Source organism: Xanthomonas sp. NCPPB 3959, from assembly GCF_056675575.1.
Map to the genome: position 1 here is coordinate 26697 of NZ_JBWWVR010000007.1, position 16223 is coordinate 42919.

Consider the following 16223-nt stretch of genomic DNA (forward strand, 5'->3'; position numbering starts at 1 on the left):
CGAATCACCACCCGGGAGTTCAAGTGCGGTAATAGTTCTTAAATCTCCTCGCGCGGGCGCTTGCTTCGCAACGCCTCGGCGATGGTGTCGGCGAGCATGTCGCCGGTGAGCGGCTTGCGCAGGAAGCTGTCGAATCCGGCTTGCTCGGCAGTAGGCTCGGCTGCTTCATCAGAACGCGCGGTTACTGCAATCAGCGGCATGTCGTAGCCGAACACGCGCAGCTGCCGCGCCAGAGCGAAGCCATCCAGGCCCGGCAGATCCAGATCCAGCAGGGCAAGGTCGAAAGTGTTGTCGGCCGCTTCGGTCAGTGCGGCCAGCCCGTGCGGTGCGTGCACCACCGAGTGGCCTTGCGAACGCAGCAGGCCAACGATGACCTCGGCGATGGTCGGGTCGTCTTCCACCAGCAGGATGCGCTGCGGGGCGACCGCTCCACCGGCACGCGCCACCTCGCCGCCGAGCGTGGCGTTGGAGGCGACCCAACGCAGCGGTAGATCGACGACAAAGCGCGTGCCGGCGCCGAGGCGACTGATAACTTCGATATGCCCCCCCATCGCCATTGCCAGTTCCTGGCAGATCGCCAGACCCAGGCCGCTGCCACCGTAGCGCGAGGTGGTCCTGGCGCCGTCGCCTTGTTCGAAACGCTGGAACAGACGCGCCTTTTGCTCGGCATTGATGCCCGGCCCGGTATCGGCCACCTCGAAACGCAGACCTTGATACGAGCCAAGCGTGGTCAGCTTGAGCCCGACAACGCCGCGCTCGGTGAACTTGATCGCGTTGCTGAGCAGATTGAGCAGAATCTGGCGGATGCGGGTGACATCGCCGCTGGCCGTGATATCACCGAGCAGGCCCACTTCCAGGCTGAAACGCAGGCCGCGCTCCTGCGCCAGTGGCGCCATCAGGCCTTCGACTTCGGCTACCAGTTGGCGCACCGAAAAGGGCTCCAGATCCAGTTCCAGCCGCCCGGATTCGATCCGCGCCAGATCCAGCGCATCGTTGACCAACCGCAGCAGATGCGCGCCGGCACGCCGGATCGATTCGGTGTAGCTGCGCTGCTTGTTGTCCAACGAGGTCTTGAGCAATAACTCGCTCATGCCCAGCACACCGGTCATCGGTGTGCGTACTTCGTGGCCGAGCGTGGCCAGGAAACGTGTCTTGGCGAGCGAGGCCTGCTCGGCAATTTCCTGCTTGTGCACCGCCAATTGCCAGGCATTCAAGCGACGCAGGCGACGGCGATACAACAACACCGCCGCGGCAATGACGCATAGCGCGAGCAGACCCAAAAAGACCAATCCCCAGGGCGCCAGCCACCACGGCGGCAGCACCTGGAAGCGTAGTGTCTGGCTCGCCGACCAGATGCCCTCGGCGGTGCGCCCTTGAATTTCCAGCGTGTAGTGACCCGGCGACAAACGCGAAAACTGCCGCTCGCCACTTGGCCCGACGTCGATCCAGTCCGGGTCGTAGCCGCTGAGGCGGAAGCGGTAACTATTGGACTCGGAATCAGCCAGGCTGAGCAGGCGCGCAACGATGTGAAGATCGCGATCGGCGTCCTGCATTGTGAGCGGCTCCTGTCCGGTGATATCCAGCCCACGCTCCCCGCGCCGCAAGCCCACTCGCTCGATAATCAATGGCGGTCTGCGTGTGCTGGGTCGCATCGTGGCCGGATCGAACACCACGACGCCATCAGGCGCCGCGCCAACGATCTGCCCGCTGCCCGCCTGCACCAGTGTGTTGATTAGCAACTGCTGATTGGGGAGCCCATCGTGCACCCCATACACACGCACCAATCTGCTGCCAGGATCGATCCGGATCAGGCCGCGCTGACTGGACACCCAGGCCACTCCCCTGGCATCGACCACCATTCCATTGGGCGCCACCATCGGAAACTCCTGGTCTTTTCCGACGGTATCCAGGTGCTTGAGCTGCTTTCCATCCCACAGATATCGGCGTATCTCGCCCGCCAACCCGGTCCAGACCACGCCACCCTCGCCAAGCCGGAAAAGATAGGTCGGCACGGACGGCGCACCGTCGACGGGGATAAATCGGTCGGCAGCGGGGTCCCAGCGCCTTAGACCGGCGTTATTGCTCAGCCATATCTGACCGTCGGGACCAAGGCGTATGTCCAGAATGGTCAATGCTTCCAGTCCATGACTGCCATTGACGATGGTCCGAAGCAACTGTCCATCTTCGTTGCGGATTTGCAGACCATGCTCCAGCACAGTCACCCACAGTCGGCCCTGCGCGTCCTCTGCCATCCAACTCGGTCGGTCCGCGGCACCGTCGGGATCGGGTTCCACATCTTCCCGCAGTTGCCAGCGTTTGACTTGTCGCGTCCGCGGGTCGTAGCGGACCAACGATCCTTGTACCCCGATCCAGACGAACCCGCGCCTGCTTTCGAGCATGGAGTCTGGCGGACGAACTCCGTCGATTTTCGCCAGATGCTTCTGCAGTTGGCCGGTGGTCGGATCGAGATATTCCAGCACGCCCCGGCTACCAGCTAACCAGGCACCGCCCGAAGACGAAGGCGCTGTCGACAGCACGGAGGGATTGGCCAGCGACTGCGGATCATCGCTGTAGTGCGCAAGCACCGCAAAGGTGTCCCAATGCGGAGGCAGGTGCCACAGACCGCCTTCAAGCGCCGCAAACCACAGCCCGCCCTCCCGATCTTCGTAAGCTGTGATCCAGTTTCGCCTGACCAGACCATGCGCCGACAAGCTGTAGATCGGCACGCTGCTGAAGTCGGTTCCTGCAGAAGACAGGGCGATGCCGCCGTTAGTGTCCAGCCAGTAACGCCCGCCACGATCATGCAGCAGGATACCCAGGACACGCTGCTTGCTGGCCGCGTTTTTCCATGGCTGAAGGCTGACCTGGCCGTTGGCGTTTATGCTAAACGCGTCACCTGCGATATCCGAGATCCAAAGCGTGTCGCCACTGCGCTCCATGTACAACCGATTGACGGCTTGCGTGGTTCCAGGAAGCGGCACTCGCTCGAAATGCGCACCATCCCAGCGAGCCAGCCCTCCAGGGGTTCCAATCCACAAGGTCCCGTCGGGCGCGACCTCGAACCCGTTCACGCTGTCGGACGGCAGACTGGCGGAGTCGCCGGGCACGTTGGAAAATCGCTGCATGCTGCCATCGGGACGCCACCGGTACAGTCCGTGGGCAGCGGTGCCAAGCCAGATGTCGCCGTTCGGAGTCTGTGCCAGCGCCCACACCGTAATTTCGGCCAACTCCGGGAATTGCGCATTCTGCAGGCGTGTGAACGCGCGTGTTTTGGCGTCCAGAAAGCCGGCACCGCCATTCTCGAAACCCATCCACACCCGATTGTCGCCATCGACGCAAATGGTCCAGATCGCGTTGCTGGTCAGCCCGTCTTCCATCCGCCAGATGCGATAGTTGCGCCCATCAAATCTAGCTAGTCCGTCATCGCTGGCGAGCCAGAGATAGCCCTGCTTGTCTTCGGCAAGTTCACTGATGGTGTCCGACGGCAGCCCGTCGGCGACCGTGACCTGGCTGGGTACCGGCGTGAGCAGCGCGCCCGGGGTCGCAAGTGCAGGTCGCACTGTAACGCACGGAAGCAGCGCCACCGCAGCAATCAACCAATAGGAAAAACACAGAAAAAGGCGCACTGGACACGTTTCACGACAAGTCGCCGCATAGTGCGGGCCAAGCGCAGTGCGGGCAAGCCCGGGCCCGCTTGTAGCTCCACTGCTGCTCATCTTTCCCATGCCCACAACCGATACGGCAGCGTCACAGGTCCATCCGCTGTCTGCCGCAGTCGGCGCACAGGACTGCGTCCAGCCGAAACGACCCGGACGCCCCGGAAGATCGCCGGCACGACGCATCGCTGTTCAAGCTGCCCGTTACCCGACGAAGGCGCCGCACGACGCCCGAACACCACTTGTCTCCACTGACTGGGCATCCGCTCTATCCGTCCCCGCGCGGACGCACGCTTCGCAACGCCTCGGCAATTGTGTCGGCAAGCATGTCGCCGGTGAGTGGCTTGCGCAGGAAACTGTCGAATCCCGCTTGCTCGGCGGTCGGCTCGGCGGCTTCATCAGAGCGCGCGGTCACTGCAACCAGCGGCATGTCGTAGCCGAACACGCGCAGCTGACGCGCCAGCGCGAAGCCATCCAGGCCCGGCAGATCCAGATCCAGCAAGGCAAGGTCGAAAGTGTTGTCGGCCGCCTCGGTCAGTGCGGCCAGCCCGTGTGCCGCATGCACCACCGAGTGGCCTTGCGAACGCAGCAGGCCGACGATGACCTCGGCGATGGTGGGGTCATCTTCCACCAGCAGGATGCGCAGCGGATCGATTGCAGCACGAGCACGCTCCACTTCACTGCTGAGCGTGGCATTCGAGGCGACCCAACGCAGCGGCAGATCGACCACGAAGCGCGTGCCGGCGCCAAGGCGACTGATCACTTCGATATGCCCACCCATCGCCACCGCCAGTTCCCGGCAGATCGCCAGGCCCAGGCCGCTGCCGCCGTAGCGCGAGGTGGTCCTGGCGCCATCACCTTGTTCGAAACGCTGGAACAGACGTGCCTTTTGCTCGGCATTGATACCCGGCCCGGTATCGGCTACCTCGAAACGCAGGCCCTGATACGAGCCCAGCGTGGTCAGCTTCAAACCGACCACGCCGCGCTCGGTGAACTTGATCGCGTTGCTGAGCAGATTGAGCAGAATCTGCCGGATACGGGTGACATCGCCGCTGGCAGTGATGTCGCCGAGCAGGCCCACTTCCAGGCTGAAACGCAGCCTGCGCTCCTGCGCCAGCGGTGACATCAAGCCTTCGACTTCCGCGATCAGTTGGCGTACCGAGAACGGCTGCAGATCCAGCTCAAGACGCCCGGATTCGATCCGCGCCAGGTCCAGCGCATCGTTGACCAGCCGCAACAGATGCGCACCGGCGCGGCGAATCGATTCGGTGTAGCTACGCTGTTTGTTGTCCAGCGAAGTCTTGAGCAACAGCTCGCTCATGCCAAGGACGCCGGTCATCGGCGTGCGTACTTCGTGGCCGAGCGTGGCCAGGAAACGTGTCTTGGCGAGCGAGGCTTGCTCAGCCAGTTCCTGCTTGTGCACGGCCAATTGCCAGGCATTCAAGCGACGCAGGCGATGGCGATACCACAGCACCGCCGCGGCGATGACGCATAGCGCGAGCAGACCCAAAAAGACCAGTCCCCAGGGCGCCAGCCACCACGGCGGCAGCACCTGAAAGCGTAGCGTCTGGCTCGCCGACCAGATGCCTTCGGCAGTGCGCCCCTGTATTTCTAGCGTGTAATGCCCTGAGGGCAACCGCGAAAACAGCCGCTCGCCGCTCGGCCCAACGTCGATCCAGTCCGGGTCGTAGCCGCTCAAACGGAAGCGGTAGCTGTTGGATTCGGAGTCGGCGAAACTGAGCAGCCGTGCAACGAAGTGCAGATCGCGATCGCCGTCTTCGACCACCAGCGGCTGGATATGGCTGAGGTCCAGCCCGCGCTCGCCGCGACGCAGGCCCACCCGTTCAATCACCAGCGGTACACGGCGATCACTCGGCTTCAGCTCAGCCGGGTCAAAGATCACTAGCCCGTCCGGCGTTGCTCCAACGATCAAACCCTTGGCAGATTGCACCAACGAGCGTGGCACAAACTGCGGATTGGGCAAGCCGTCATGTACGCCATATACACGCACGCCATGGGTCGCTGAATCCACCCGAATCAGCCCGCGCATGCTGGACAACCACGCCACGCCATCGCGATCGATCACCAAACCATTCGGCGCCAGCGCCGGAAACTCATGCTCGGCACCGACGGTATCCAGGTGCTGCAGCGCCCCATTTTTCAACAGATAGCGGTGCAGTTTCCCCAGGCCGGCCAACCAGGCGACTTGATTATCGCTAAAGCGGAGAGTGAAAATTTGTTCATTGGGTGCGCCCGAAATCGTTTCGAAGCGCGCGTTGCTCGCATTCCACTGGAGCAAACCGCGATTAGTCGCAAGCCATAGGTTTCCCTCCGGGCCGGTCTGTAGTTCGTGCACGACCTGATCGCGATACAGTCCGTGACTGCCACGCAGCACGGTCCGTATGACATGCCCGTCCTCGTCGCGCTCCTGCAACCCCACTGCGGTGTTTATCCATATGTGTCCGTCGCCGGTCTGCTGCAAAATGTCCTGCGAGGCATCTAAGGCGGCATCTTTACTCTCGGAGCGCGCCCCGCTTGCGCCGTCTTTCCAGCTCAGCAATTGGCCGTTTGCCGGATCGAAACGCGCCAGCTCGGCGTATTGACCAACCCAGACCCTGCCTTTGCGATCCTCCAGCACACTGTTGGCCCAGCTCTCCGTGCCGAAGCTCGCCAGCACCCGCTCGATCTTGCCGATGCCCGGATCAACGCGCTCAAGCACGCCCGCCGTGCCCACAAGCCACATCCGGCCATCCCGTGACTTGGCCGCAGCTTGCGTTGCGAGATTTCCGCCCTGGCCGCCATCGTCCATGAGGTTGAATACCACTGCAAAACGGCGCCAGTTCGACGGCAGATGCCAGAGTCCACCATTGGGGCTGGCAAACCACACTCCGCCTTCGCGGTCCTGATAAGCGGACTCCCAATTGGGACGGATGCGACCATGCGCTGAGAGGCTATACAACGGCACATTGCGCACATCCTTGTCGATCACGTGACCTAGCCCGGCCAATGTATCGAGCCAGTAACTGCCGTCTTGATCCCGTAGTAATACGCCAAGGACCGGATATTGCGAAGGCGCGGTCCAGGGATGCGGACTCAAGCTGCCATTAGGGTCACGCCGAAACAGCTTGTCGTCGCTGGTGCCGATCCAGACACTGCCATCCCGATCTGCAGTGAGCCGCGTGATGATTTGCTCAGTACCATCCGGAAAGACCTGCCGTTCGAAATCCTTGCCGGTCCAGTGCGCAACGCCATCGGCTGTGCCAACCCACAAGGTGCCCTTCGCGTCCACTTCGAGTCGATAGATGGCGTCATTGGGCACACTGCGCGGATCGTCAGCGCGATGGACGAAATGATCCAGTAATCCATCCGGTTGCAGTCGATACAGCCCGTTTATTTCGGTACCGAACCAGATGCTGCCATCTTCGGTAGATTTGATATTCCAGATTGCCGCGCCACGCAGTTCCGGGTAGCGCGCGCCATCGTAGAAGGTGAAGGCGCTACGAGAGGAATCCAGCATGGCCAGACCGGCCATGCCGGTACCGATCCAGACACGGTTGCGCTTGTCGACGTGGACAGCCCAGACCTGGTTATCACGCAGCCCTTCTTCGATGCGCCAGATGCGGTAATTGCGGCCATCGTAGCGGGCCAGCCCATCGCTACTGGCCAACCACAGATAGCCGTTTTCGTCCTCGTCGAACCCATACACTACGTTGGATGGCAGCCCATCGGCCACCGTCAATTGACGCGGCTGCGGCAACGCCGGCACACCGCCCAGCACCAACGTCGGCCAGCCGCATATCAGAACCAGGCACAGCAGCAGCCTGCAGCGCGCAATCAGATTGGTCGCAAGCATGCGACGGAAGGGAGAGCGTGGTTGCAGCATGCCTTCTTGTTTTTCCTTTGAACGCATAGTGCGGACCGGGCGCGATGCTGGCAACACGCGAAGCTGCGATCCTGGCAATCTAGGTCATTGGACAGGCGTCGTGTTCGAGCTTTTACTCTGAAGCGCAGCGGCGGGGTTGGTCTAAGACAGTTACCACTAGCCAGCTATCTCAACCGCTCAAGGGCATCGGCTGCGTATCGGCGCGTACCCGCGCCGCCGCAATCGCGTCAACCAACATATCGGCGGTGACCGGCTTGCGCAGGAATCCATCGAAACCTGCGGCCTGCGCCTGGCGCTCCGCATCGCCGTCGGCACGCGCGGTGACTGCGAGCAGTGGGAACCCATGCCCGAGCCGGCGCAGTTGCGATGCCAGCGCAAATCCATCCAGGCCGGGGAGATCCAGATCCAGCAGCGCGATGTCGAAACCGCCATCGACCGCCTCCGACAGCGCCGCCAACCCATGCGCGGCATGCACCACCCGATGCCCACGGCCCATCAGCAGGCCGGAGATCACCTCGGCCACGGTCGGGTCGTCTTCCACCAGCAAGATGCGCAACGACTCACCGGCCACCGCGCCCAGCTCGCCAGAAGCGATGCGCACGCCGGAGCGGTCGATCGGCAACGGCAGGTCCACGCTGAACTGGGTGCCGACGCCGAGCCTGCTGCGCACGCGGATCGCGCCCTTCATCGCCACGGTGAGTTCCTGGCAGATCGCCAGCCCCAGGCCGCTGCCGCCGTAGCGAGCGCTGGTGCGCGCGCCATCGGCTTGTTCGAATCGCTGAAACAAGCGCTTCTGCTGCTCCGGGCCGATGCCCGGCCCGGAATCGCGCACCTTGAAACGCAGCACCTCGCCATGCCGACTGACCGTGAGAGAAACCTCGCCGCGTTCGGAAAACTTGATCGCGTTGCCGAGCAGATTGATCAGGATCTGGCGTACCCGCGTCGCGTCGCCCAGCACGACCAACTGCGCAGGCAATTGATTGCGATAGTGAAAGCGCAATCCGCGCGCTTCGCTGATCGGATGCATGAAATCGGCCAGTTCCTGGGTCAGTTGCGCCGGGTCGAACGGCTGCTGCACCAGCTCCAGTTTGCCGGCTTCGATACGCGCCAGATCCAGTGCATCGTTGACCAACCGCAGCAGATGCGCACCGGCCTTGCGGATCGCGTCGACGTGACTGCGCTGCTTGGCATCCAGTGGCGTGGCCAGCAGCAGTTCGCTCATGCCGAGCACACCGGTCATCGGCGTGCGTACTTCATGTCCCAGGTTGGCAAGAAAGTTCGATTTGGCCACCGAGGCCTGCTCGGCAAGCTGTTGGCGTTGTTGTGCCAGCACCCATTCCTGCTGGCGCCGCACGCGGCGCCGCCAGGCCCACACACCCAGGCATGACAGCAGCACGCACAGCAACGCGGCCACTAGCTGCGCCGGTGTGCTCAGCCACCACGGCGGGCGAACTTCCAGCTGCAACGTCGGTGCAGCGACCCAGTCGCCCTCGCCGGCACGCGCCTGCACTTCGATGCGGTAGTCGCCGGGCGGCAAGCGCGAAATCACGCGTTCGCCGCCAGCGCCCTGCTCCACCCAGCGTTCGTCGTAGCCGTCGATGCGGTAACGATAATGCGCAGAGGCCGGATCGACGAACGACAGCAATCGCGCACTGATACGCAGATCGCGATCGCGCGCCTGCAGCACCATCGGCACCTTGTGAGAGACCGGCTGCGAGCGCTCGGCATCGTTACGGCGCACCTGCACCGATTCGATCACCAGCCGTGCCGATGGCGCGGCGGAAAACGGCCGCGATGGGTCGAACAGCACGATGCCGCTGGTGGTCAGCGCCAATACTTGTCCAGTGGGGCCGGTGACCGGTGGACGCATCGAGAATTCGCTGTCGGGCAGGCCATCGCGTTGGCCGAACATGTGGATCCGCGGCTGCCCGCGCCGATAGGCGAGCAGGCCACGTGAAGTAGTGGCCCACACCGTGTCTGTACCGCCCAATGCCAAGCCACGGATGTCCGTTGCCGGAATCCCCTGCGCGCGCCCGATGCGCTCCAGTAGCCGCGCCTGCGATCCATCCCAGCTGTAGCGCTCCAACGCGCCAGAGCGCCCCGCCCAGAACTCGTGTGGCGATACAAAAGCCAGTGCGTAGACCTCATGTCCATCGCCGATTACTTTGCGAAAGCGTTCGCCCTGCCAGACCCACAGTCCATAGCCGGTCGCCGCCCATGCACTCCCATCCGGCCGCACTAACAACTGCTGCACCATGTCGTCGTCCATGCCCAGATCGGCGCCGAAACGGAATGTCGCCAGCACATGTCCATCCGCCGCACGTCGCTGCACGCCGCCCTGCACGATCGATAGCCAGAACTCGCCATCGATACCGGCTGCCATCAGCTCCACGCGGTGGATATCGGGCGTGCCGACATCCACAGGAAAGTCGCGGCGCGCGCCCGTGGCAGGGGTATAGCGCGTGATGCCCTCGCGCATTGCGATCCACAGATTGCCATCGCCTGCCGGCAGCACCGATTGCACCGAACCGCCACCCAGCGCATCGCTATGCACCACCGGCACTACTGCACCGTCTTCGCTGACCCGATACACCCCCTCGCCCGTGGTCACCAGAAAACGTTCACCATCTGCGGCAACGTTCACCAGATACAGGCTTTCCAGAGGTTTTCCCAGTGTTTCGAAGAATGTCGAGAAGCGCTGCCAATCCGGCGGCAGGTACGCCATACCTTGCGAGATCATCCCTAGCCACAGGCCGCCCTGGCGGTCCTGCATGACATCGAGCACACCGCTGTGCGCGGTAAGAAACCCACTACCACGATCGCCTTCCATCACTCGCAGCGCAGTTTCGCCGGGTGCTACTCGAAAAAAACCATCGGCTGCGCCGACCCAGTAACCGCCATGGACATCGTGTACCACAGTGCCGGCACGCACGGCGGCCGACCCGGCCCAGGGCGCCGGCTCCAGCACACCTGCCGTTGTCACGCGGTACAAACCCTTGCTGCTGCCTACCCACAGCGTACCGTCGGGATCCTTGCTCAGCTTGAGCACGGCCGTGCTCAATTGCGTCGGCGCAATGCGGACGAAGCGCTCGCCGTCGCGCATCACCAGACCACTGGCCGTGGCAATCCAGAGCCGGCCGCGCGCGTCGGTCACCATGCTCAGAATGGTGTCGCTGGGTAAACCGTCCGCTGCATCGGGCGTTGCATGAAATGCGGTGATGCGGCCGTTTTCTTCGCGCCGGCACAAGCCACCATCGCTGGTGCCGATCCAGATCGCTCCTTGCGCCTGCGCCAACGACCACACCTGCCCCACGCAGGTTTCGGTGATCTCGGGAAACTGCGCGAAATCCTTGCGCCCTGCATCCAGCATGCCCACCGGCGAGCCATTGGCACCGATCCAGACCCGGTCGCGATCATCGACAAGCAGCGTTTCCACCTGGTTGCCGGGAATCGATCGCGGATCGGCCGGATCATGCCGCCACACCTGCAAGCCGATGCCGTCATAGCGCGCCAGACCGTCGCTGGTGGCCGCCCAGATATAACCCTGCCGGTCCTGCGCCAAGGCCAGCACCATGCGCGAAGGCAGGCCTTCGACCGGCCCGAACCGGCGCATGCGCGGGGTCTCGATCTGGTTCACCGCCAACGCATCCACACCGATCAGCAGCAACAAGAGCGCAAGCAACGACAGCAGCACCTTCTTCATCTTCATCCTTGTCCCCATCGCCACCTGCACGCTTGCGCGCGCTCCCTGGCGGGACTGCACTGTACCTGCTTGGCCACGGCCGCCCCTAGTCGGCAACCGGGTCTTCCTGTGCGTCGCTGGCGTCAGCAAGCGCGCGCGCCAGTACCTGCGCAAGCAAGTCGCCGGTGACCGGCTTGCGCAAGAACCCATTGCACCCGGCCGCCATTGCCTGCGGTTCTGCATCGGCGTCGGCGCGTGCGGTCACCGCAACGATCGGAAAACGCACGCCGCGCGCGCGCAACTGCGCCACCAGTGCCGCGCCGTCGATGCCGGGCAGGTCCAGGTCGCACAGGCCGGCATCGAAGCTGCGCGTACTCACCTCGGCCAGTGCCGCAAGACCATGCAACACATGCGTGACCTGATGCCCGCGCGTCTGCAGCAGGCCGACAATCACTTGCGCCACGGTGGGGTCGTCTTCGACCAGCAGCAGCTGCAGCGGCGCCTGATCGTGAAGCGGCGTTGTGCGTGCCACATTCGGCGTCACTGCAGGTAACGCAGCCACCCAGCGCAACGGCAGTTCGACCACGAAACACGCGCCCTGCCCCAGTTCGCTGCTGACTGTCACTTCACCGCCCATGGCCGCTGCCAATTCGCGGCAGATCGCCAGCCCCAGGCCACTGCCGCCATGCCGCGCAAGCGTGAGTGCGCCTTCGGCCTGCTCGAAGCGCTGGAACAGGCGCCCGCGCTGTTCTGCACTCATGCCGGGGCCGGTATCGCGCACCTCCATCCGGATGCCTTGCTTGTGGCCTTGCGGCAGCACTGAGACACGCAAACTCACACTGCCGCGCTCAGTGAACTTGACCGCGTTGAACAACAGATTGAGCAGGATCTGCTGCACCCGGCTGGCATCGCCGTGCAGTGCCGGCGGCAACGCATCCTCCAGCTCGCACTCGAAGACCAACTGCTTCTGCTCGGCAGTCGGGCGCACCAGCTCGGCCACTTGCCTGATCAGCTGGCGCAAATCGAAATCGCGGTAATCCAATGGCAGCTTACCGGCCTCGATCCGCGCCAGATCCAACGCATCGTTGACCAGCCGCAGCAGATGCTTGCCCGCCGACTGGATTGCGCTGGCGTAGCCCTGCTGACGTCCATCCAACGGTGTTTGCAGCAGCAACTCGCTCATCCCCAGCACACCGGTCATCGGCGTACGCACCTCGTGCCCCAATGTCGCAAGAAACCGCGTCTTGGCCTGCGACGCCTGCTCGGCAAGCTCGCGTTTGTGCTGCGCAAGTTGCCATTGCGCACGCATGCGCACACGCCGGCGATAGGCGGCGGCAAGCAATGCGCTCAGCAGCAATCCAAGCAGGCAGATCAGCGCGATACCGACGTCGCTGCGCCACCAGGGTGGATTGACCGTAAATCGCAGGGTGCGCACTGGCGAGCGATTACCCAAGGGGTCTACACCCTGCAGCGCGAGCTCGTAGTTGCCGGCAGGCAAACTGGCAAATTCGCGGATCCCCGCGTTGCCCGAGGTCTGCCACTCCGTATCGAAGCCTTTCAAGAAACTGCGATAACGATTGGAAAGCGGATCGCTATACGACAGCAGACGACTGACGATCTGCAACTGCCGGTCCCCGGGACCCAGCTGAAACGGGCGATCCATCGGCAACGCGATGCGTGCACCATTACGCAGCACGCTGAGATGTTCCAACTGCAATGCGGGCACAAACGGTGCGATATCGGGCATTGCGGTATCCAGCAACACGGTGGAGCCATCGCTTGTCGCCCCGATCAAGGTGTCGCCCGCCATCAGCAGGCAATGCTGGACGAATTCCTGACTGGTCAACCCATCGCGCGTGCCGATATTGCGCAGCCGTGCCGGCGTCACCGAGGGATCGATCCGCCAGAGCCCACGCAAGCTGGAAATCCAGACCCTGCCATGCGGGTCGATCTGCATTGCAGAGGCGTCGAATCCGGCCAGCCCGTCGGCTTCGCCCACGTGGCGCACACGCGTCCAGCCTGTTGCGGTTTTTTTCCATTGTTCCGCACCGGTGGCCCGGTATACCCACACCGTCTCCGGCGATTGGCTGGCAAACGCCTGGATCGGGGTTCCTTCGAGACCTGCAACCGGCACAAAGCGGCGAGAGGTGTCGTCCCAGGCAAACATGCCGCCCTCGCCCGCAGCCCAGACACGCCCGTCGGGGCCTTGTTCAAGCTGCTGTACAGCGATGTCGCTGAGGCCATGCAGGTCCTGCTGAGTGATGCGCTGCAAGACGCGGCCGCTACGTAAATCGCGCTGCTGCACCATGTCGAGGAATGCCATCCACACCGTGTCGCCCTGCTCGATGATCCAGTCCGGCGCCGACAGCGCGGATGCCGGTTCGGGACCATCGGACGGCCAGTGGATGAACTCACCAGTGCGCAGATCCATCCGCGAGAGACCAAAGCTCAAATTGCCCAGCCAGACACGCTGCAGACGATCCTCCAACGCCGACACCAGCTCCATGCCCTTGAGATGCGGCGACTGCAATCCTGTCTGAAACGTGTCGCCCGTGCTCGGATCAACGCGCAACAAGCGACCGTCTGTATCCACCTGCCACAAACCACCAGACCGTGTGGCGGGTGCCAGATTGCAATAAATGGCATCGCCGGTCGGCACGGCGGGCTTGAGCACGGCACTGCGCTTCCAATCCGCCGGCAAATACCCCAGGCCAGTGCCATGCATCGGAACCCAAAGCCCCCCATCGGCCGCTCCCAGCAGACCGACCACATTACGGCGCGACAACGGACCCTCACCGCTGAAGGCAGGGACCGGTGGACGCTCGCCACGCGTCCGCCATAGACCGCGTCCGCTCCCTAGCCAGAACTCGCCGTCCTGAGCAGCCACTGCGCCCCAGAACTCGTTGCCGCTACCGAACATCGTTCCCCAGGGAAGCGGCTGCCATTGATCGTTGGACCCCATGACATGCAATCCAGACTCGCTGCCCAGCCACAGACGGTCGCCGGTCCATTGCAGACCGAAAATGGCCGACTGCCGGTTCGGCTCGTCTGGGACATATTCGCGACGCAGATGTTTCCCGTCGTAATAAGCCAGTCCATTACTGGTTGCGATCCACAGCCGCTGCCGGTTGTCCGCTGCAAGATTCATGATCATGGCCTGGTCAAGATCGCCATCGACCGCGCCCAGATCCACCGACGACATCGTCCCACCAGCATCGATGCGGACCAGCGCGCCGGACGTGGTCCCTGCCCAGATATCGCCGTCGAACGCAGCGATGCTGTAGATCTCGCCGTCCTTCAGCAAAGGATAGTCCGCAGTGCGATAGTGGCGAAAGTGGCGTCGTCCGGCATCCATGACGCTCAGCGTCTTGCCGCAGCCGATCCATATCCTGTCCAGCGCATCGATATGCAGCGCCTGGACCGCATTGCAGGGCAACGACGCAGGGTCGTTCGGATCGTGTCTCCAGGTCCTGAATCCCGCGCCGTCGTAACGCACCAGGCCATCCAGGGTGCCAAGCCACAGATAACCGGCACGATCCTGGTGGATCGCAACCACCATGGTCGATGGAAGTCCATCGCTAGGCCCTACAATGCGGAAACGGGGAATCTCGGGAATCTTCGCCGCACATGGCAAAGCGCCAAGCAGCAAGACAAGCACAACGATGAGCGCACGCATGTGGGCATCCTTTCCACGTCCAGCCCGCATGCTCGCAACGGATCGTTGCGAGCGCAAGCCAAGCGGAGCGCAGCGGGAATGCCTAGAATCCGCCCATGACAATCCTCGCCCGCCTGTTGCTGCTTCCCGCCCTGGTCGCGACCAGCCTTGCCGCAACCGCCGCGCCGGTGCGTTACGCGCTGGATCCGGTGCACACGCGGGTGCTGTTCGCAGTCGAACATGCCGGGTTTTCCAAGGCGTTGGGCACCGTTTCCGGAAGTAGCGGCACGCTGGTGTTCGACCCGGACGACTGGGCCTCCGCACGGCTGGATGTCAACGTGCCGCTGCACCGCGCCGACCTGGGCGATGCCAAGTGGAACGAGGCCACGCTGGCGCGCAACCTGCTCGACGCCGAGCGGTTTCCCGACGCGCATTTCGTCTCCACGCACGTCGAAGCCAGCGGCGAAGACCACGCCAAGGTCAGCGGAAACCTGACCCTGCACGGCGTCACCCGCCCGGTCACCCTGGACGTCACCCTCAACGCGCTCAAACGCCATCCGCTGCCGCCGTTCCGGCGCACTGCCGGTTTCTCGGCCACCGCCACGCTGAGCCGTGCCGAGTTCGGAATCGACGCGTGGAAGTCGATGATCGGCGACTCGGTGGAACTGCGCATCGAAGCGGAAGCCGTGCGCGAAGGCCGTGCCGAAGACGACGCACCGCAACCGCAGAACATACCCGCCGCCCCTGACGCTGCCACCAGCCCGGAATCCTGAGCATGAGCCTGAAGAACATCGAACGTTGGGGCGGTGTCAGCCAGACCCTGCATTGGCTGATCGCACTGCTGATTCTGGCGTTGGGCGTGGTTGGCCTGATCATGGGCAACCTGCCCAAGACCCCGAAATATTTCTGGGTCTACACCGCGCACAAGTCGGTGGGTCTGACCGTGCTGGCATTGGTGATCGTGCGGCTGGGCTGGCGCATCTATGCAGGCGCACCGCCGCCGGTAAGCGGTACCCCGCGCTGGCAGGAACGCATCGCCGGGCTCACGCACTGGCTGCTGTACGCCATGATCTTCGCCATGCCGTTGTCGGGCTGGCTGTACGACTCCACCAGCGGCCTGCGCCCGTTCCGTTGGTTCGGCTTGTTTGCCGTCCCCAAGCTCAGCCCGCCGGACGAACAACTGCGCGTGATTGCGCATTTCATCCACGAGTGGGGCTTCTGGTTGTTGATTGCGGTGGTGCTGGCGCATGCCGGCGCTGCGCTCTACCACCACCTGTTCCAGCGTGACGCCACCTTGGTGCGGATGTTGCCGCGCGGTTGGCTCTCTTCCAAAACCTAAAGGATTCC

6 protein-coding genes are annotated in these 16223 nt (G+C 63.5%); 2 read left to right on the forward strand and 4 right to left on the reverse strand.

The genetic code is table 11. The features are described 5' to 3' along the window. Window positions 1–38 precede the first annotated feature (38 nt). The 4 genes from AC1KVG_RS09845 to AC1KVG_RS09860 form a co-directional block, all read right to left on the reverse strand. Complete coding sequence (locus AC1KVG_RS09845; RefSeq protein WP_481094277.1) at window positions 39–3560, reverse strand: hybrid sensor histidine kinase/response regulator; 3522 nt, start codon at window positions 3558–3560, stop codon at window positions 39–41. Between the two features lie 364 nt (window positions 3561–3924). Beyond that, window positions 3925–7509: a hybrid sensor histidine kinase/response regulator gene (locus AC1KVG_RS09850; protein ID WP_481094383.1), complete on the reverse strand. Its 3585-nt coding sequence runs from the start codon at window positions 7507–7509 to the stop codon at window positions 3925–3927. A gap of 199 nt (window positions 7510–7708) precedes the next feature. After that, window positions 7709–11248, reverse strand: coding sequence for a sensor histidine kinase (locus AC1KVG_RS09855; RefSeq protein WP_481094278.1), 3540 nt, complete (start codon window positions 11246–11248; stop codon window positions 7709–7711). A gap of 79 nt (window positions 11249–11327) precedes the next feature. Continuing rightward, entirely contained in the window at window positions 11328–14897 is a 3570-nt protein-coding gene (locus AC1KVG_RS09860; RefSeq protein ID WP_481094279.1) for a sensor histidine kinase, read from the reverse strand. A 95-nt stretch (window positions 14898–14992) separates the two neighbouring features. Here AC1KVG_RS09860 and AC1KVG_RS09865 point away from each other — a divergent pair, with 95 nt between their 5' ends. Further along, window positions 14993–15649, forward strand: a complete 657-nt coding sequence (locus AC1KVG_RS09865; RefSeq protein WP_481094280.1) for a YceI family protein — start codon at window positions 14993–14995, stop codon at window positions 15647–15649. 2 nt (window positions 15650–15651) lie between these two features. After that, a complete protein-coding gene (locus tag AC1KVG_RS09870; RefSeq protein ID WP_481094281.1) occupies window positions 15652–16215 on the forward strand; it encodes a cytochrome b in 564 nt (187 codons plus the stop codon). Window positions 16216–16223 lie beyond the last annotated feature (8 nt).

Bases quoted from the DNA above. Each gene is read 5' to 3' on its own strand.
- AC1KVG_RS09850 (WP_481094383.1), bottom strand. From the start codon at position 7,509: ATGCTTGCGACCAATCTGATTGCGCGCTGCAGGCTGCTGCTGTGCCTG.
- AC1KVG_RS09855 (WP_481094278.1), bottom strand. From the start codon at position 11,248: ATGAAGATGAAGAAGGTGCTGCTGTCGTTGCTTGCGCTCTTGTTGCTG.
- AC1KVG_RS09860 (WP_481094279.1), bottom strand. From the start codon at position 14,897: ATGCGTGCGCTCATCGTTGTGCTTGTCTTGCTGCTTGGCGCTTTGCCA.
- AC1KVG_RS09865 (WP_481094280.1), top strand. From the start codon at position 14,993: ATGACAATCCTCGCCCGCCTGTTGCTGCTTCCCGCCCTGGTCGCGACC.
- AC1KVG_RS09870 (WP_481094281.1), top strand. From the start codon at position 15,652: ATGAGCCTGAAGAACATCGAACGTTGGGGCGGTGTCAGCCAGACCCTG.